At 64.6% G+C, this 17,379-nt stretch carries 13 protein-coding genes; 4 read left to right on the forward strand and 9 right to left on the reverse strand.

Annotated elements, in window-relative coordinates:
* Positions 1–6: 6 nt before the first annotated feature.
* Together E8E91_RS00750 and E8E91_RS00755 are read right to left on the reverse strand one after the other, a co-directional pair.
* A complete protein-coding gene (locus E8E91_RS00750; protein ID WP_280374187.1) occupies positions 7–648 on the reverse strand; it encodes an MBL fold metallo-hydrolase in 642 nt (213 codons plus the stop codon).
* Positions 649–697: 49 nt separating this feature from the next.
* Positions 698–1,717 carry an AraC family transcriptional regulator gene (locus E8E91_RS00755; protein ID WP_280374189.1) on the reverse strand — a complete coding sequence of 340 codons (1,020 nt, stop codon included), beginning with the start codon at positions 1,715–1,717 and terminating at the stop codon, positions 698–700.
* A 122-nt stretch (positions 1,718–1,839) separates the two neighbouring features.
* On the opposite strand from E8E91_RS00755, the gene E8E91_RS00760 reads away from it, so the two are divergent.
* The gene (locus E8E91_RS00760; protein WP_280374191.1) at positions 1,840–2,676 is read left to right on the forward strand and encodes a metal-dependent hydrolase; all 837 of its coding nucleotides are present in this window, start codon (positions 1,840–1,842) and stop codon (positions 2,674–2,676) included.
* 183 nt (positions 2,677–2,859) lie between these two features.
* Here E8E91_RS00760 and E8E91_RS00765 read toward each other — a convergent pair whose 3' ends face one another.
* Complete coding sequence (locus E8E91_RS00765) at positions 2,860–3,801, reverse strand: alpha/beta hydrolase (protein WP_280374192.1); 942 nt, start codon at positions 3,799–3,801, stop codon at positions 2,860–2,862.
* Positions 3,802–3,870: 69 nt separating this feature from the next.
* The gene (locus tag E8E91_RS00770) at positions 3,871–4,533 is read right to left on the reverse strand and encodes a TetR/AcrR family transcriptional regulator (RefSeq protein WP_280367710.1); all 663 of its coding nucleotides are present in this window, start codon (positions 4,531–4,533) and stop codon (positions 3,871–3,873) included.
* A gap of 90 nt (positions 4,534–4,623) precedes the next feature.
* Here E8E91_RS00770 and E8E91_RS00775 point away from each other — a divergent pair, with 90 nt between their 5' ends.
* Entirely contained in the window at positions 4,624–5,484 is an 861-nt protein-coding gene (locus E8E91_RS00775) for a hypothetical protein (protein ID WP_280374194.1), read from the forward strand.
* On the opposite strand, the gene E8E91_RS00780 is transcribed toward E8E91_RS00775, so the two are convergent.
* The 4 genes from E8E91_RS00780 to E8E91_RS00795 all read right to left on the reverse strand — a co-directional run bounded on the left by E8E91_RS00780 (position 5,473) and on the right by E8E91_RS00795 (position 13,666).
* A complete protein-coding gene (locus E8E91_RS00780) occupies positions 5,473–8,193 on the reverse strand; it encodes a LuxR C-terminal-related transcriptional regulator (protein WP_280374195.1) in 2,721 nt (906 codons plus the stop codon). The genes E8E91_RS00775 and E8E91_RS00780 overlap by 12 nt on opposite strands.
* 153 nt (positions 8,194–8,346) lie before the next feature.
* Complete coding sequence (locus tag E8E91_RS00785) at positions 8,347–9,714, reverse strand: DUF1329 domain-containing protein (RefSeq protein ID WP_280374197.1); 1,368 nt, start codon at positions 9,712–9,714, stop codon at positions 8,347–8,349.
* A gap of 31 nt (positions 9,715–9,745) precedes the next feature.
* Entirely contained in the window at positions 9,746–11,710 is a 1,965-nt protein-coding gene (locus tag E8E91_RS00790; RefSeq protein WP_280374198.1) for a DUF1302 domain-containing protein, read from the reverse strand.
* A 273-nt stretch (positions 11,711–11,983) separates the two neighbouring features.
* Positions 11,984–13,666, reverse strand: coding sequence for a fatty acid--CoA ligase (locus E8E91_RS00795; protein ID WP_280374200.1), 1,683 nt, complete (start codon positions 13,664–13,666; stop codon positions 11,984–11,986).
* 180 nt (positions 13,667–13,846) lie between these two features.
* Here E8E91_RS00795 and E8E91_RS00800 point away from each other — a divergent pair, with 180 nt between their 5' ends.
* A complete protein-coding gene (locus tag E8E91_RS00800) occupies positions 13,847–15,022 on the forward strand; it encodes an acetyl-CoA C-acyltransferase (protein WP_280367698.1) in 1,176 nt (391 codons plus the stop codon).
* Positions 15,023–15,279: 257 nt separating this feature from the next.
* On the opposite strand, the gene E8E91_RS00805 is transcribed toward E8E91_RS00800, so the two are convergent.
* A complete protein-coding gene (locus tag E8E91_RS00805; protein WP_280374202.1) occupies positions 15,280–16,464 on the reverse strand; it encodes an MFS transporter in 1,185 nt (394 codons plus the stop codon).
* 83 nt (positions 16,465–16,547) lie between these two features.
* On the opposite strand from E8E91_RS00805, the gene E8E91_RS00810 reads away from it, so the two are divergent.
* Positions 16,548–17,363: a helix-turn-helix transcriptional regulator gene (locus E8E91_RS00810; RefSeq protein ID WP_280374204.1), complete on the forward strand. Its 816-nt coding sequence runs from the start codon at positions 16,548–16,550 to the stop codon at positions 17,361–17,363.
* Positions 17,364–17,379 lie beyond the last annotated feature (16 nt).

Consider the following 17,379-nt stretch of genomic DNA (forward strand, 5'->3'; position numbering starts at 1 on the left):
CGTGTTTCAGGCCCGCACGAACGGATTTTCCCGCATCTCGTCGCCCAGGCGTGTGTCCGGGCCGTGGCCGGTGACCACGGTGGCCTCCTCGTCCAGGCTGTACAGGCGCTGCTTGATGGATCGCTCGATGGTGTTGTAGTCGCCGCCCCAGAGGTCGGTACGGCCAATGCCGCGGCGGAACAGGGTGTCACCGGCGATCAGCAACTTGGCCTCGGGGAACCAGAAGCTCATGGAACCCGGCGTGTGCCCCGGGGTGTGCAGGGCGACGCCGCAACCGCAGGCGAGCGCCTCGTCGTCGGCCAGCCATTGGTCGGGAGCCGGCACCGGCTTGTAGGGCACACCGAACATGCGGCACTGCATTTCCAGGCCGTCCCAGAGGAACTGGTCTTCCTTGTGCAGGTGCAGCGTTGCGCCAGTGGCCTTCTTCAACTCGCCGGAAGCGAGGAAGTGATCCAGATGGGCATGGGTGTGGATGATACTGACCAGCTTCAACCCATGGGCCTCCAGCCGCGCCAGGATCAACTCATGGTTGCCGCCCGGATCGACGACGATGGCCTTCTTGCTGACCGGATCGCCGATCAGGGTGCAGTTGCACTGCAAGGGACCGACGGGGAAGGTTTCGCGGATCAGGGCGGTGGACTGGGTCATTGGGCAGCTCCGGTACGGCGGTGCGCTCTGCGGCGCACGGGGAATGGCTTCACGGCCCGGAACGATAATCGCCTGGCAGCCTGCCCGTCCATTTCTTGAAGGCCCGGCGGAAGTTGGAGGGGTCGTTGAAGCCCAGCAGGTTGGCAATCTCGAACAACGGCAGCTGGGTCGTGCTGAGGTATTGCAGGGCCAGGCCCTTGCGCACTTCGTCCAACACCTGTTGATAACTCGTCCCCATGGCCGCCAGATGCCGGCGCAGGCTGCGGCCGCTGGTGTGCAGGGCGCGGGCGGCGCCGTCGAGATCGGGGAAATCGCCAGGGCGCGCCAGGAGCAGGCGGCGCACGCGGGTCAGCAGCGCATCCTGCACGTCCAGCGTGGCCAGCAATGCCTCGCACTGCTGCTCGCACATCTGCACCGTGGCCGGGTTGGCCAGGGCCATCGGGCGCTCCAGGTAAGCCTTGGGCAGGCTCAACCAGTGGCAAGGCTGGCCGAACTGCGCCGGTACGCCGAATACGTCCGCATAACGTGTGGCATACGCGGGGGCCGAATGGGCGAAACCCACCTGCTGGCCACGCAGTTCTTCGCCCACCAGGAAGCGGGCGATGCTGAAGAAGCTGGCCAGCAATCCCTCACCGGCGAAGCGCCCCAGGGGGCCCATGGGGAAGGATTCGGTTGCGCGCAATTGCAGGCAGTCGCCCTGCTCCGCCAGTTCCAGCTCATAGGCCAGCCCCAGCACCCGGTAGTACTTCAGGGCGAATTGCAGAGCGCGGCCGAGGTTGGCGCTGGAGAGCACCGCGTAGCCAAGGATGCCGTGGGTGGACACGTTCAGGCGCTGGCCCAGCACCAGGCCCAGGGCCGGCTCGCGGCACAGCTGCAGGGCAGCGACGGCGAGCTGGTTGAAATCGAGGAAGGACAGCCGGCCATTGGGATTGCCGAGGATCTCCGGCCGCACCCTGGCGCCCGTGAACAGCGCCTCGCGCGCCACGCCCAGTTCCTCGGCCAGCCCCAGCAGGGCCTCGGCGTAGGCGACGGGCACCAGTTCGGCGGAGAAGGTCAGGGGTTGTTTCATATTGGCGTCTTGTTCTGGTTGTGGCCGGATATGACCCGAAGGTTGGCAGAAGATAACCTTGTCCGACAAAACCCGGCAAGCGGATATTGGGACCATGGTCCATACAGCCTCAAGGAGCCCCCATGGCCAGCACCACACCCGAAGGATTGGTTATCCGTCCGCGCCACATGGATTTCGAATTTCCCGATCCGCTGCCCCGCCACTGGCACAGCGGCGACGCTTTCAAGAGCCACCTGTTCGACGCGATGTCGGTGCTTTTTCCTGACGGCGAGCGGTTCTTCATCGATTCGGTGCGCCAGTTCCGCGACCAGATCGAGGACCCGGTCCTGAAGGAACAGATCCGCGGATTCATCGGCCAGGAAGGCCACCACAGCCGCGAACACCTGGAGTACAGCAACCGCCTGCGCGACCTCGGCTACGACATCGGCGCTATCGAACGCCGTGCCCAGGCGCGCATCCGTTTCACCCAGAAGAAGTTCTCCGCCCGCCGCCAGCTGGCCGCCACTGCAGCCCTGGAGCACATCACCGCGATCATGGCCGACGGCTTGCTGAAGAACCCGGAATACATGGCCGGCGCCCACCCGGTGATGGCCCGCCTGTGGCGTTGGCACGCGCTGGAGGAAACCGAGCACAAGGCAGTGGCCTTCGACGTCTACAACCAGGTCTGTGGCAGCCACCGCATGCTGCGCCGGGCGATGATGATGGGCACCTTCTTCTTCGTCCTCGACACCACCCGCGGCCTGGCGCACATGCTCAAGCGCGACGGCCTGCTGTGGAACTGGCGCGTCTGGCGCGACGGCCTGAACTGGATGTGGGGCCGCAACGGCATCTTCCGCCCGCTGGTGCGCACCTACCTGGACTTCTTCAAGAAGGGCTTCCACCCTTGGCAGCACGACAATCTGGAGCTGCTGTACAAGACGCGGGAAGAGTTCGATGTGCCGCAGGCGAGTGCGGCTTGAGCCCGGACAAGAAAAACGGCCCTTCGGGGCCGTTTTTTTAAGCTCGGCGCGGCACCCTTCTTCCCTCACCCCAACCCTCTCCCAAAGGGAGAGGGGGCCGTCCGTGCAAGAGGTAGGCCCTGAGTCACCCCTCGCCCTCCGGGAGAGGGGCCGGGGGTGAGGGATGCATCCGCCGCGCCAATCTCACCCCAACAAAAACCGCATCGCATCCGCTGCGCTCTGCTGCGGGATTTCTTCCATCGGGATGTGCCCCACGCCCGGATAGGTCTTCACCTGGATGCCCGGAAGATCGCGCTGCCACAGCGGCACGTGCTTCGGCGAAATCCAGCGGTCCTTCTCGCCCCACATCAGCAGGGTCGGCGCCTTGATCTGCGCCACGCGCTCACCAGTGCCTTCCAGCTCATCCTGATTGACCTTCAGCAGTACCCGGAAGATCTCCATCATCGCCCGGCGGTTACCGGGGCGGCGACTCAGGTCGTAGTAACGGTCCACCACGCCCGGCTTGATCCGCCCCGGTTGGCCATAGACCTCCTTGATGCCCTGGGCGATCAGGGCGCGCGGCATCCACATCGGCATGGCCAGGGTCGCGCCGGGCAGCGCGGCGGAGGCGATCATCCAGGGCACCTTGCGCATCTGGTAGCCGGCCGGGTCGATCAGCACCAGCTTGTCCACCCGTTGCGGCTGGGCCAGGGCGAAGTTCCAGGCAATGAAGCCGCCCAGGGAGTTGCCAGCGATGGACGCCTTGGCCACGCCCAGGTAGTCCATCAGCAGGCCGAGAATGCCGATCATGCGTTCGGCCGAGTAGTCGCCGCTGCGCTTCGGCCCGGTGAGACCGAAGCCCGGCACGTCGAAACGGATGATCCGGTAGTGCGGCGCGAAGGCCTCGACCCAGTCGTCCCAGGTATGCAGGGAGGCCACGACGCCGTGGATCATCACCAGGGCCGGTTTGTCGCGGCTGCCTTCGTCGCGGTAGTGGACGTTGAAGCCATCCAGCTCGATGAAGCGGGAACCGCTATCGGCGCTGGCATAGCGCGCCTTGAGGCGGTCGAGCGGCAGGGAGCCGAAACCCAGGCGGGCGAAACCGGCGGCAAGCGGCGGCAACAGCGGCAAGCTGGATGCGGACATGCGGGGCACCTCGTGGTTGTTGTTATCGAGGGCCTATCACAGCACGGGGCCCGGCCTGCCGCGCCCAACCTAGGTTGAGCGTCGACAGAGCGCCGAAATCAGCAGATCGCCAAGGACGGTCTTGGCGTGTTCGATCCGTGCCGCCGACGCCGCACCGGCCAGCAGTTCCAGGGACGCCGCTTCCATCGCCCAGATCAGTGCGCGGTAGGTCAGCGGGTCGCGTTCGTCGCCCTCGCCGTGCAGGCGCTCGGCGAGCAGGCGGCCCATTTCCTCGTGGGCACGCTGGCGATGGCTGGCCAGGGGAGAGTCGGCGCGCAGGGCTTCTTCCTGCATCAGCCGGATGATGGGCCCCACGGCCAGGTGGTAGTCGAAGAAGCGCGCCACCATGCCCCGTAGCCAGGCCTCGGCGCTGCCAGCGTCGCCCTGCATTTCGCGAAAGCGCGCCAGCAGCAGGACCACGGCCGTGCGGTAGATGCTTTCCAGCACGTCCATCTTGTTGGCGAAGTATTTGTAGAAGGTGCGCCGCGACACCCTGGCCGCATCCAGCAGGTCGTTCACCGTGGTTTCAGCAATGCCCTTGCGGGCGAACACCGGGATGGCCGCGAGCTGGATATTGGCCCGCAGAAGGTGACCCACCAGCGGTCCTTCACCCTCTCCCTGCTGGCGCACGGCGTTGAAGCCACCCAGGTCCTCGAACACCGCGCGTACGGCACCCTGCTCGCTCGTTTCCATCCGTCCGCATCCCCAACCAAGGCGCGGGTGACGGCGCAGCACGGCCTAGCTACTCTTGGCCGGCCCTCCCCCGCAGGATTGTCCAGACCGATGACGCTATCACGCCCCCTGCTCTTGCCGCTGGCCATCCTTTTGCTGGTTTTCGCGCGGCTCACGCCGGCCGCCGAGCTGTTCTACCTGGGACAGAAGATCCCGGACATCCAGCGCCCCTGGGTCAGCGCCGACTATCACCAGTTGCTCCTGGCCCTGCAGAAAATCGACACCAACCAGGTCAACGCCCTGCCCCGGCGCAGCGGCGAGTTCACCGGCCCGATCTACACGCGCATGGTCAGCGAAGACAACTTCAAGCCACAGCTGAACATCTATGCACCGCTGGAGCTGCGGCAGAACGAGGCGCGTGACGTGCTGTTCCAGCTCAAGGAGCTGATGCGCCTGTACTTCGACTTCAAGGCCGCGCAGCAGCCTTACGGAGCGGAGGCCCTGGGCCTGATGACCTATTCCCTGCGCCAGCAGGCCATTCTCTTCACCCTCACGGTGGAGTTCTGGATGACGCTTTCCGAGAAGGAGCAGAGCAGCCAGATCCGCCTGCAAGGCCTGCAGGAAACCAAGGCAGCGGCGGCCATGCTGACCTCCAGCGCGCTGGATTACCTGGGCCTGACGCGCCAGTTCAACCGCGAGGACCTGGTGCTCTACAGCGCTGAACTGGCCAAGCAGTTGCCGGAGCTGTTCGTGCACTTGCCGGCAGACATTCGCGGGCAGCTACTGGCGCGGGTAGGTGATCTGGCAGACAAGCATCAGTACAGCGAAGTGCGCGGCAACATGGCCGACCTGCTGCCGGTACTGGTGGGCATTCAGCAGGACGTGGACGCCCAATTGGCCAGGCCGACGCCAGCCAAGCCGGCCCAACCGGCGCTGGACCTCTCAGTCCCGCCGGCCGCGTCAGCGAAGTAGGCCGAGAGCCTTGGCCCGGGCTACGGCCTGGGTCCGGCGCTCTACGCCCAGCTTGCTGTTGATGTGGCGGGCATGACTCTTCACCGTGTGCAGGGAGATGAACAGGCGATCGCTGATCTCCTGGTTCGAACAGCCCTGGGCAATCAACTGCAACACCGCCAGCTCACGTGAACTCAGTGCCTCGGCAGCGCCTGCGTCCGCCGGCATCACAACGTCGGCGCCGGGCAGCAGTTCGAGCAGTTCCCGCACATCGTCTGGTGAGTGCGTCGCCAGTTGTTCGCGCAGCCACTGCGGGTGCTGCTCCAGCAGCTCGCGATAAGGCAGCAGGGAACCGCTTTCCAGGCTTTCCAGGGAGCGTTCGAGCAGCGCCGCGGCCTCCCGTTCGCGACCGGCTCGCAGCAGGCTCACGAGTTGCAGCCGCGCCCCAAGCGCCACATGCATGATCCCCTGCGCTTCGGCCTTTTCCAGCAGCGTGCGCAGTCGCGCCTCGGCCTCCGCGAGCTTGCCCTGGGCACGGGCCAGCGCGGCCGATTGCTGTTCGATGCACAGCGGCAGCAACGGATGGAATTCGGGCGCGGCGGCGGCGCCTTCGCCGGCATAGGTTTCTGCCAGACGCGGCAGCCAGGCCTCGGCCAGCTCCAGCTGTCCCTGGGCCAGCCAGAGCTCGCACTTGGACAGGGTGATCATGGCCAGGTAATAGACCGGTGGCACGTCCCAGATGTGCATCAGCCGCTCGGCCTCGGCCAGCTGCGCAAAGGCGGCGGCGAAGCGGCCCTCGCGGCCTTCCAATGCGGCCAGGGCACAGTGTCCGATCAACAGGCTGATGTCGCGGCAGGCGCGGGCCTCGGCAATGCCGGCCTGCAGGCTGACCCTCGCGGCCTGGTTCTGCATGCGCATGCACAGTAGGAAGCCCTGGTAGAGCATCAATCGCGCACGGGCCACGCAGGCCCTGGGCACGTCCACACCGCGCAGGCACTCCAGGCCCTGTTGCACCTCGGCCTGGGCACGTAGGGTTTCGCCCCGCACCTGCAGGACGCGGGCACGGTCGTAATGAACCAGGGATTCGAACAGGGGATTGGCGCCGCGCTGGGCCATTTCCAACGCTTCGCGATTGAGGCCGCGGGCGCGCCAGAGATCGCCGCGCACCAGGGCGATGTTGCCCAGCAGGGACAGGCAGAGATGGCGCTGGCCGTAGTTTTCCGGCGACAACGCGGTCAGGGCCTCGGTACAGGAACTTTCCGCGCGCTCGATGTCGCCACGGCCCCGGGCGATCAGCCCATTGATGGCCTGCCATTGCACCAGCAGGCTGCGTTGTTGTGCTGCATCCGGCGCCGGAAGGAAGCGCGCCAGGTTGCCGGCCAGTTCTTCCGCCGCGTCCAATTGGCAGGCCAGGCCCAGGGCCAGGCTGTAGAGCACGATCAGTCGTGGTGTGCTGGACAGGAGGCTGTCGGGCAGGTCCATCTTCCAGCGCAGCAGCATGGCGATGTTCTGGTTCGCCAGCAGTTGTTCTTCCGACAGGTTCTGCACCAGCGAGGCCGCCACATCGGGCTGGCCGGCGCGCAGCGCCTGTTCCACCGCTTCGTCCAGCAGGCCGCGCGCGCTGAACCAGCGGCAGGCCCGCAGGTGCATGCCGGAGGGCGCCAGGCTGGTGGTGCCGCGCGTGCGCAGCAGGTCGGAGAACAGGTGGTGGTAGCGGAACCACTGGCCCTGTTCGTCCAGCGGCACCAGGAACATCTGGTGGGCCTGCAGGTGACGAAGGATGGCCGCGCTGTCGTGGCTCTCGCGCACGGCATCGCAGAGTTCGGCACAGAAGCGCTCGAAGCGCGCGGTCTCGAAGAGGAACGCCTGCACCTCCGCCGGCTGGCGCTCGATGACTTCTTCCAGCAGGTATTCGCGGATCAGGCTTTCGTCGCCTCGGGCAACCTGCTCCATGCCGGCACCGGCAGGTGCGTCCTGACCCGAGAGCAGCCACAGGCGCAGGCCAGCGACCCAGCCTTCGCTACGCTGCAGCAGACCTTCCAGCTCTTCACCCTCGAGCCTTGCACCCTGGCTGCTGAGCAGCGCCAGGCATTCATCTTCGGTCAGGCGCAGGTCCTGTTCGTTGAGCTCCAGCAGGTGACGCGAAAGGCGCAGCCGCGCCAGGTGCCAGTCCGGACGCTGGCGGCTGGTGACCAGCAGCACCCAGCCATCGGGCAGGTGGTTGAGGAGGAATTGCAGGCAGCGGTCGAGCACCGCGTTCTGCGCCAGGTGATAGTCGTCCAGCACCAGCAGCAGGGGCTGGTTGGCATCGAGGCGTTCGGCAACTTCGTCGAGCAGGCCATCCAGCCACTGCTCGAAGGCGAACGGCTGGTGCCGCTGGCGCATCTTCAGGTGCCCCATGGCTTCGTCGCCCAGGCCCGGATAGAACTGGCGCAGGCCGTCCAGCAGGCGTTCGAGGAAGCGGCCCGGATCGCTGTCGCGCCGGCTCAGGCTGAGCCAGAGGCTGTGCCAGCCGTGGGGCAGGCTTTCGCAGAATTCGATGGCCAGGGAGCTTTTGCCGAAACCGGCCGGCGCGCTGAGCATCAGCAGGCGGCCGTCGAGGCCATCGGCAAGCCGCTCGCACAGTCGCGGACGCGGAACATGGCCGGCGGGGCGCGGCGGGCGGAAGAAACGCGCATCCGCCAAGGGGGCGGACGGCGTCACGGAGCGCGAACTGGTCAGTACGGTCATCACCCAGCTTCTAGGAATGTTGTGCGTGCGGAGGCGCAAACCCGAACGAGCCTAGCTGTTCGGGGAACCCAATAGAAGCCCCGCCGGGAAGGAAGTACAGACAAAGAAAAGCCGGCCCGGAGGCCGGCTTCACTACAAGGTGTTGCAGGTGTATCAGCGAACGCCCGCCTGGCGCAGGGCCGCCGGGGTGTAGTCGCTTTCGCCAGCGGTGTAGCTGAAGTCGTAGGACTGCTTCTCCTCGTTCTTCATGCCCAGCGCCAGGTAACGGCCGGACAGCAGGTCGTAGAGGCTTTCCAGCGTGTACCACGGCACCTGGTGGTTGTAGTAGTACTGGGAATGGGCCTCGGCAACGCGCCACAGGGTGCCACGACCGTCGTAGTGGTCGATGGCGGCGGCCTGCCAGGTGTCTTCGTCGATGTAGAAGTCACGCTTGGCGTAGATGTGGCGCTCGCCCGGCTTCAGGGTCGCTACCACGTGCCATACGCGGTGCAGCTCGTAGCGGGTCAGGTCCTGGTTGATGTGGCCGGCCTTGATGATGTCGGCGTACTTCAGGTTCGGACCATCCAGCTTGTAGCTGTTGTACGGGATGTAGATTTCCTTCTTGCCTTCGAGCTTCCAGTCGTAGCGGTCCGGCGCACCGTTGTACATGTCGAAGTTGTCGGAAGTACGCAGACCGTCCGCGGCGGTACCCGGACCGTCGTAGGACACCTGCGGTGCACGGCGCACGCGACGCTGACCGGCGTTGTAGAGCCAGGCCAGACGCGGCTCCTTCACCTGGTTGAGGGTCTCGTGCACCAGCAGCACGTTACCGGCCAGGCGGGAAGGCGCAGTCACGCGCTGCTTGAAGTAGAACAGCACGTTGCTCGGCTTGCTCGCGTCGTAGTCCTTCAGCTTGTCGCGGAAGGTGAACTCATCCTGGAAGTACACCAGGCTGTAGGAGCCGTTCGGCTGCGGGGTCGCCTGGGTCACCAGACGGCGCACGCTGCCGCCGCGATAGCGGGTGATGTGGTTCCAGATCGCTTCCAGTCCGTTCTGCGGAATCGGGAAGGGGTTGGCGGTGCGGAAGTCTTCCAGGCCATTGCCGCCTTCCACCAGCTTGGTGTGGGTGGCGTTGTACTGGGTGGCTTCGAGCACGTCGGCCGGAACGGTGGCGGTGCGGTGGGTCTTGAACACCGGCATCTTGTAGGTGTCGGGGTAGCGCTTGAACATCGCCAGCTGGCCGGGGGTCAGCTTGTCCTTGTACTGGTCGACGTTCTGCGCGGTGATGGTGAACAGCGGCTGCTCACTGGCGAAGGGGTCCGACAGGAAGCCACGGGCATCAGCGGTGCCGGCATTCTTCGGCAGACCACCGGTCCACTCCGGAATGGAGCCATCGGCGTTACCGGCCTTCTCGGCGCCCAGCGGGGTCAGGGTGGAGCCCAGTTTGGCCGCTTCGTCGGCGGATACGGCCGCCATGACGCCGGTGGCCAGCAGGGAGAGCGCCAGCGCGCCGGTTTGCAGCAGACTCTTTGTTGTTTTCATTTTCATCGTCTTCCTCAAGATTGCAGTCCGCTTAGAAGTTCACGCCGAAGCTGAGCGCGAGGAAATCGCGGTCAATCAGGGTGTTGTACTTGCCACCGAAGAAGTCGGTGTAGGCCAGGCTGGCGGTGTAGGTGTTCTGGTACTCGGCATCCAGCCCCAGGCTCACGGCCTTGGCGTCTTCGGTGAACAGGCCGTTCGGACCGTAACCGTCGACGTCGTGGGACCAGGCGATGTTCGGCTTCAGGTTGATGCCGGCGAACACGTCGTTGTAGTCCCACACAGCACGCATGCGATAACCCCAGGCGGTGCTGGTGACGAAGCCGTCGTCTTCGCAGTACTTGCTGACGTTTTCAGCCGTGGGGCTGCCCAGGGTGCCGGTATTGAGCGCCACGCAGGTATTGTTCGGCAGCGGGCCAGGACCGAATACCGGATCGCGGCCGTAACGGGCCTTGGTGGTGCTCTCCAGGCCGCCCACGTGAACGACACCGACTTCGCCCACCAGGGTCAGGCGGCTGGCGCCCATCACCTGATCGAAGAAGTGAGTGAAGGTGGTCTGGAATTGGGTGATTTCCTTGCGGCGATAGCCGTGGAGATCGCTATCCGGACTTCCCGAGAGAACCGATATGTTCGGGTTACCCAGCGGAGTGAGGCCGGCAAACAGAATGTCGGTGGTGTTCAGCTGCACCGGAGCGTTGGGGCGATAGCTCACCTCACCGCTCCAGGCCGTGCCGGTGGGCAGGGTGGTGGAGAAGCTCAGGCCAAAGAGCTGGATATCTTCCGGGTACTCGATGAAGTACTGGCTATTACCTGCAACGGTGGCGGATGCCAGCCCCCTGGCGGCTTGTTGGAAGGCCGGGCTGCCCACCACCGCCGCCTGTACTGCTGCAAGCACCGCGGGGTTGGCACAGGCGCCACCCAGAGCGGCGCACTGCGCGGCCACCTGAGAGGCAGCGAATCCTTGAGTCGCCGCGCCCGCGGCGGCAAAAGCGGCAGCCGGAGCACCGCGGCCGCTGAAGATCGGGGCACGGCTGTGGTAGTTCATGAAGTAGGCGCCGAACTCGGTATCAAGCTCTTCGGCGAAGTAGCGGAAGGCGGTACCCCATTGGCCACTGTCACGGGCATCGCGATCCGCGCCCCTGGGGACAATCACCCCTTCGGAAGTCGTTTCATACCCGAAGCCTTGAGCAGCTGCGAAAGGAGACAGCGCGCCGAGGGCGGGGCTGAGTACGGCGAGGTTCCGATCGCAACCGTCCGCCACCACGTCCGGCTGGGAGAAGAAGGTGCCGCAGTTATCGATGACGGTCTGGTCCCACTCGATCTGGTAGAAGGCTTCGGCCGACAGGTTGTCGGTCAGGCTCTGGGACACGTAGAACATGTTGACCGGAATCAGGCCTTCCTTGATCTCGGAACCTGGGCGACGGAACGCGGACACGTCGACCGGGTTGATCGAGTTGATGCTGTTGCCGATGAAGGTGCTTTCACCCCAGCTCACCACCTGCTTGCCCAGGCGTACGCTGCCCGGCAGGTCGGCGATGTTGTAGTTGTGGTAGACGAAGGCGTCGAGCAGTTGCGCACCGGAGGACTTGGCGCCTTCCTTGCGGCCGCTTTCCTCGATGTCCTTGAACGGACGGCTCTCGTCCTTCAGCTCGAAGTCGTACCAGTACTTGCCACGCACGAAGACGCCGGTATCGCCGTATTTCAGTTCGAGGTCATGGATGCCTTTGAAGATCTTCGAGAAGGTTTCGCCCTTCTTGAAGTTCAGGTGGCCATCGTCGGAGGTCTGGGACAGACCATCCCCACCGTTGTTAACGCCGATCAGGTCCTTGTCGGCTCCCCGCATCGACCAACTGGCCCCCACGGACAGCGAAGAGTCGAACTGACCTTCGATTTCACCGATGTTGAACGTCACGCCGAATGCCGGAGCTGCAAGCGTGGAAGCGAGGCTGACGGCCAGTGGCAGTTTCGCCAGGCGCCAGAACGTTGTGGTTGTTGTCATCGACGCTACTCCATGTGTTTTTTGTTATTGATGGTTGCGGACTATAGCCAGCGGGTATTAGCGCTTGATCCCTCGAAAGTGTGATTTGGAACCCCCAGGCACTCTGGCTCGCACCTTCCGACGGTCTAGTCCGATCCTTCGGTAGGAAAGATAGCCAGTAATTCTCAGAAAGCAGCAATTAACAAGCCAAGCGTTTGCTTGGTTGCCTGCACAAAGAAAAGCCCAGGCCGCGCAAGGCGCGGCCTGGGCTGGGGTGAAGCGAAGCGGGGCAGGTCAGAGAGCGGAGAGGAAAGTGCTGCCTGTGGCCTGCCATTGGGCGATGTCGACACGAATGCGTTTCTTGTCCAGTTTGCCCACGCTGGTCTTGGGAATTTCAGTAACAACGGCGATCTGGCTGGGAATAGCCCACTTATTGATGTGACCTTGCTCAACGAAGGGCTTGAGGTGTTCCTTCAGAACCTTGGCGTCGAGGGTCTGATTGTCACGAACCACCACGAGGGCGAACGGACGTTCACCCCACTGCGGATCGGGTACTCCCACCACGGCCACTTCCCGCACCGCCGGGTGACGACTGATGAGGTCTTCCAGCTCCAGAGAGGAGATCCACTCGCCGCCAGTCTTGATCACATCCTTGATGCGGTCGCGGATATCGATGTAGCCCATGCCGTCCAGCGTGGCCACGTCCCCGGTGTGCAGCCAGCCGTGTTCCCAGAGCTCTTCGCTCTTCTGCGCTTCGTTGAAATAGCCGTAGGTCAGCCAGGGAGCACGCAACACCAGCTCGCCCTGGGACTCGCCATCCACCGGCTGGAACTTGCCGTCGCCGTCCATGATGGCCGCCTCCACCAGCGGCACCGGCACGCCGGCCTTGATGCGGTAGGTGATGCGCTCGTCCTCGCTGCCGGCCAGCAGCTCTTCATTGAGGTGCGCCACCGAGATCAGCGGGCAGGTCTCGGACATGCCGTAGGCGGCGGTGAGCTGGATTCCACGGGACTTGGCGGTTTCGTACAGGCTGCGATTCAGCGCGCTGCCGCCGATGATCATTTTCAGGCCGCCGAAGTCGTGGCCCTGGGCGGTAGGCGCATTCATCACCATCTGCAGGATGGTGGGCACGCAGTGGGAGAAGGTCACCTTCTCCTCACGGATCAGCTTGCAGAGCATGTCCGGTTCGTAGCGGCCGGGGTAAACCTGCTTCACCCCGAGCATGGTGGCCACGTAGGGCACGCCCCAGGCATGCACGTGGAACATCGGGGTGATGGGCATGTAGACGTCATCGGTGCCCATCAGGCGGATGCTGTCCAGCGCGCCAATGGTGGAAGCCATGGACAGGGTGTGCAGCACCAGTTGGCGGTGGGTGAAGTAGACGCCCTTGGGATTGCCGGTGGTGCCGGTGGTGTAGAAGGTGGTGGCCACCGAGTTTTCGTCGAAGTCAGGGAAGTCGTACTTCGGGCTGGCGGCGGCCAGCAGGGTCTCGTACTCGCCCACCAGGTTCGGCAGGTCGGCGTCGTGGTCGGTGCCGTCGGTGAGCAGCAGCGTCTTCTCCACCGTGGTCAGTTGGCTGCCGATGGCCTTGAAGATCGGCAGGAACTCGCTGTTGACCAGTACGAAGCGGTCGTCGGCGTGGTTCATGGTGTAGAGGATCTGGTCCGGCGAAAGGCGGATGTTGATGGTGTGCAGCACGGCGCCGATCATCGGGATGGCGAACATGCACTCCAGGTAGCGATGGCTGTCCCAGTCCATCACGGCGACCGTGTCGCCGGCCTTCACCCCGGACTCGGTGAGCACATTGGCCAGGCGCGCGACACGTTCGTTGAAAGTGGCGTAGCTGTAGCGGATGCGGTCGCGGTAGACGATCTCGCGGGTCTTCTCGTAGCGGCTGCCGGACATCAGCAGGCGCTTGATCAGCAGCGGGTAGACGTAGGCGTTGTCGGCGGGCTTGATGACGCGGGTCTGAAGCATGAGACGCACCTGGTGAGGTTGGAGGACTTTTTTGTTGTTCCTGACTTTAGGCCCCCTCGTCCAGGCGCAAATCAGTCAAAAGAGTGATTTGATGGGTGACTCTTTTTAGCTTTTCGGTCACGAGATAGAATCGTTGGCTCCGGCCGGTCGCGGCCAGTTATCCAGATAGGTAGGTTCGAGATGTCCGATATCGTTATCGTCAGTGGCGCCCGTACACCCATGGGCGGCTTCCAGGGCAGCCTGTCCGGCGTTTCCGCCGTGGACCTTGGAGCGCTGGCCATACGCGAGGCCGTCAGCCGCGCCGGCATCCAGCCGGCCGACGTGCAGGAAGTGATCATGGGCAACGTGCTGCCCGCCGGCCTCAAGCAGGGCCCGGCCCGCCAGGCGGCCCTGAACGCCGGCCTGCCAGCCGCTACCGGTTGCACCACCATCAACAAGCTCTGCGGCTCCGGCATGAAGGCCGTGATGCTGGCCCACGACCTGCTCAAGGCCGGCACCAACTCGGTGATGGTGGCCGGCGGCATGGAAAGCATGTCCAACGCACCCTACGTGCTGGAAAAGGCCCGCACCGGCCTGCGCATGGGCCACGGCGAGATCAAGGACCACATGTTCCTCGACGGCCTGGAAGATGCCCGTACCGGCCGCCTGATGGGCTCCTTCGCCCAGGAAACTTCCGACAAGTATGGCGTCACCCGTGAGGAGATGGACGCCTATGCCATCGAATCCCTGAAGCGCGCCCAGGCCGCCATCGCCGATGGCTCGCTGGCCGCCGAGATCGTCCCGGTCACCGTGACCACCCGTAAGGGTGAGGTGGTGGTGAAGGACGACGAGCAACCGCTGACCGCCAACCTGGACAAGATCCCGGGCCTGAAACCCGCCTTCCGCAAGGACGGCACCATCACCGCGGCCAACGCCAGCTCCATCTCCGACGGCGCCAGCGCGCTGGTCCTGATGACTGCCGAAGAAGCCCAACGCCGCGGCCTCAAGCCCCTGGCGAAGATCGTCGGCCACGCCACCCAGAGCCAGGACCCGGCCGAGTTCACCCTCGCCCCCATCGGCGCCATGACCAACCTGTTCAAGAAGACCGGCTGGAACAAGGACGACGTGGATCTGTTCGAGATCAACGAAGCCTTCGCCATGGTGACCATGCTGGCCATGCGCGAACACGGCCTGGACCACGCCAAGGTAAACGTCTACGGCGGCGCCTGCGCCCAGGGCCACCCGGTGGGCTCCACCGGCTCGCGCATCATCATCACCCTGATCAACGCCCTGCGTAACAAGGGCGGCAAGCGCGGCATCGCCTCGCTGTGCATCGGTGGCGGTGAAGCGACTGCGGTGGCGATCGAGCTGCTGTAAGGGCTGTTGCAGGAAGAAAAAAGCGCAGCTTTGGCTGCGCTTTTTTTATGGACCATCTCCAGTAGATGCACCGAGCCACGCAGCTACATCGCCCCCTCACCCCAACCCTCTCCCTCATGGAGAGGGGGTCGACACTCCGAGCGCGCCTTGGTCCCGTCGCATATCCAGGCCATTGATGAACGGCAGAATCTCTCGAAGCTTCAGGCGCGAGTCACCCCTCTCCACTTTAGGGAGAGGGGCCGGGGGAGAGGGAAGCGTCAGGCCGCCACCACCTTCGGCACATGCGCCGGCGTTCTCGGAAACACCAGCGCTGCCGCGAAGGTCAGCACGGCAAACGCCGTCAGCACCAGGTACAACCCTGTCAGCCCCTGCCGCGGCTCGATGAACGCGATCATCGGGATCGCCGCCGCGCTGGCGCCAAAGGAAACGAAGTAGCGCAACGCGAAAACCCGCGCCTGCCACTGGGGCGCGACGAAGTTGGCCACCATCGAATCGTTCACCGTCACCTGGCCGAACACCGCGAACATGAAGGCCGCGCCCAGCAGGATCACCACCCAGCCGTCGGCCCAGGCCATCGACAGCAGCAACGGTGCCTGGAAGAAGGTCAGCAGCACGAACGGCACCTTCAGGCTGACGCGGTCGATCACCCGGCCGATCAGCAACTGCGCGATGGCGCCGAAGGCATAGGCCAGGCTGACCACCAGGCCGAGGGTTTCCGGTGCGGCGAAGAGGTCATGCAGACGCTCCTGGAACAGCTTGGGATAGGTCACGGTGGAGGCGTTGAACACCACGCCTCCGGTGGCGGTGACCAGGGCCAGCACACCGAATACCAGCGGCATCGACACGCGCATGCCGCTCCCGATGCGCTTGGCTCCAGTGGCCAGGACCGGCGGGGCTTCATCCTTCACACACCAGGCAAACCAGAGGCCCAGCAGTAAAGCCACGGCGCCCGGCAGGATGAACGCGGCGCGCCAGCCGAAACGTGCGGTGAGAAAACCGGTGAGCAAGGCGGCGAAGGCGACGCCCAGGTTGCCCCACATGCCGTTGATGCCGATTTCCCGCCCCCGGTTCTCGGCGTGGGCTACCAGCATGGCGGTCCCCACGGGGTGGTAGATGGCGGCGAACACGCCCACCAGGGTCAGGCCCGCCACGAGCGCCGGCACCGACGTACTGAGGCCGGTGAAGATGGCGGCAGCACCAATGCCGACGAAGAACAGCAGTAGCATCTGCCGCCGGCTCCAGCGATCGCCGAGCCAGCCGGCCGGCAGGGAACAGGCGCCGAAGGCGATGAAGCCACCCAGGGACAGACCGATCAGCTCACCGTAGGACAGGCCGAAATCGCGGCCCATGCCCAGCACGGCGGCCGGGAAGATCAGCATGAACATGTGGTCGATCACATGGGCGGCGTTGATGAAGCGGATGACGGTTCGAGGTCGATTCATGGCAGCGTTGTTCTGGTTGTTGGAAGTGCCATGCTAGGTTGTCCAGAAAGATTCAACCTGTCATAGAAGTCATCGAAACGGACATGCTGATCAGACTCCACCAGCAAGGCCGCATGAGCGCAGTCGCCCGCGACTATCAGGACGGCGCCCATGTCGAATGCCACCGCCACGAGGAAGCGCAATTCCTCTATGCCGCACGCGGCCTGATGCGCCTGGTCACCTCAGCCGGCGCCTGGGTGATTCCGCCGACCCAGGCAGTCTGGATTCCGCCGGGCGTGGAGCATCAGATATTCATGGCCGGTCAGGTACAGATGCGCACCCTGTTCATCACCGCCGAGGCCGCCCCCGCGACACTGGACGACTGCTGCGTGCTGGCGGTGTCACCGCTGCTGCGGGAACTGATCCTGCGCGCCATTCAACTGGAAGACCTGGACACCGCGGAACACCGGACCTTGGTACAGCGGCTGGTGCTCCTTGAAATTGCCGCCCTGGAACGCATGCCCCTGCACCTGCCATTGCCGGAGGACCGACGGCTGAGGGCCATCTGCCTGGCGCTACTGCAGGCTCCTGAACAGGACCGCACGTTGGAAGACTGGGGATTGGAGGTGGGCGCCAGCAGTCGCACCCTGGCCCGGCTGTTCGCCCGCGAACTGGAGATGAGCTTCAACGACTGGCGCCAACAATTGCGGCTCACCGAGGCCCTGCCCCGCCTGTTGTCCGGACAGAGCGTGCAGAAAGTGGCCGTCGATCTGGGTTACGGCAGCGGTCGTGCCTTCAGCGCCATGTTCCGGCGCCTGCTGGGCAAGAACCCGAGGGAATACGTGGCCAGCCTGGGGCAGCTGGCCACACTTGAGAAGGACATTTCAGGAGCCTGTGGGAGCGAATTTATTCGCGAATGAATTCGCTCCCACAGGC

This window comes from Pseudomonas sp. BN515, assembly GCF_029873155.1.
Lineage (GTDB): Bacteria > Pseudomonadota > Gammaproteobacteria > Pseudomonadales > Pseudomonadaceae > Metapseudomonas.

Excerpts from the sequence above, each read along its gene's own strand:
- E8E91_RS00810 (WP_280374204.1), top strand. The coding sequence starts at position 16,548 with ATGCTGATCAGACTCCACCAGCAAGGCCGCATGAGCGCAGTCGCCCGC.
- E8E91_RS00770 (WP_280367710.1), bottom strand. The coding sequence starts at position 4,533 with ATGGAAACGAGCGAGCAGGGTGCCGTACGCGCGGTGTTCGAGGACCTG.
- E8E91_RS00750 (WP_280374187.1), bottom strand. The coding sequence starts at position 648 with ATGACCCAGTCCACCGCCCTGATCCGCGAAACCTTCCCCGTCGGTCCC.
- E8E91_RS00760 (WP_280374191.1), top strand. The coding sequence starts at position 1,840 with ATGGCCAGCACCACACCCGAAGGATTGGTTATCCGTCCGCGCCACATG.
- E8E91_RS00805 (WP_280374202.1), bottom strand. The coding sequence starts at position 16,464 with ATGAATCGACCTCGAACCGTCATCCGCTTCATCAACGCCGCCCATGTG.
- E8E91_RS00785 (WP_280374197.1), bottom strand. The coding sequence starts at position 9,714 with ATGAAAACAACAAAGAGTCTGCTGCAAACCGGCGCGCTGGCGCTCTCC.
- E8E91_RS00800 (WP_280367698.1), top strand. The coding sequence starts at position 13,847 with ATGTCCGATATCGTTATCGTCAGTGGCGCCCGTACACCCATGGGCGGC.
- E8E91_RS00775 (WP_280374194.1), top strand. The coding sequence starts at position 4,624 with ATGACGCTATCACGCCCCCTGCTCTTGCCGCTGGCCATCCTTTTGCTG.
- E8E91_RS00765 (WP_280374192.1), bottom strand. The coding sequence starts at position 3,801 with ATGTCCGCATCCAGCTTGCCGCTGTTGCCGCCGCTTGCCGCCGGTTTC.
- E8E91_RS00790 (WP_280374198.1), bottom strand. The coding sequence starts at position 11,710 with ATGACAACAACCACAACGTTCTGGCGCCTGGCGAAACTGCCACTGGCC.
- E8E91_RS00795 (WP_280374200.1), bottom strand. The coding sequence starts at position 13,666 with ATGCTTCAGACCCGCGTCATCAAGCCCGCCGACAACGCCTACGTCTAC.
- E8E91_RS00755 (WP_280374189.1), bottom strand. The coding sequence starts at position 1,717 with ATGAAACAACCCCTGACCTTCTCCGCCGAACTGGTGCCCGTCGCCTAC.
- E8E91_RS00780 (WP_280374195.1), bottom strand. The coding sequence starts at position 8,193 with ATGACCGTACTGACCAGTTCGCGCTCCGTGACGCCGTCCGCCCCCTTG.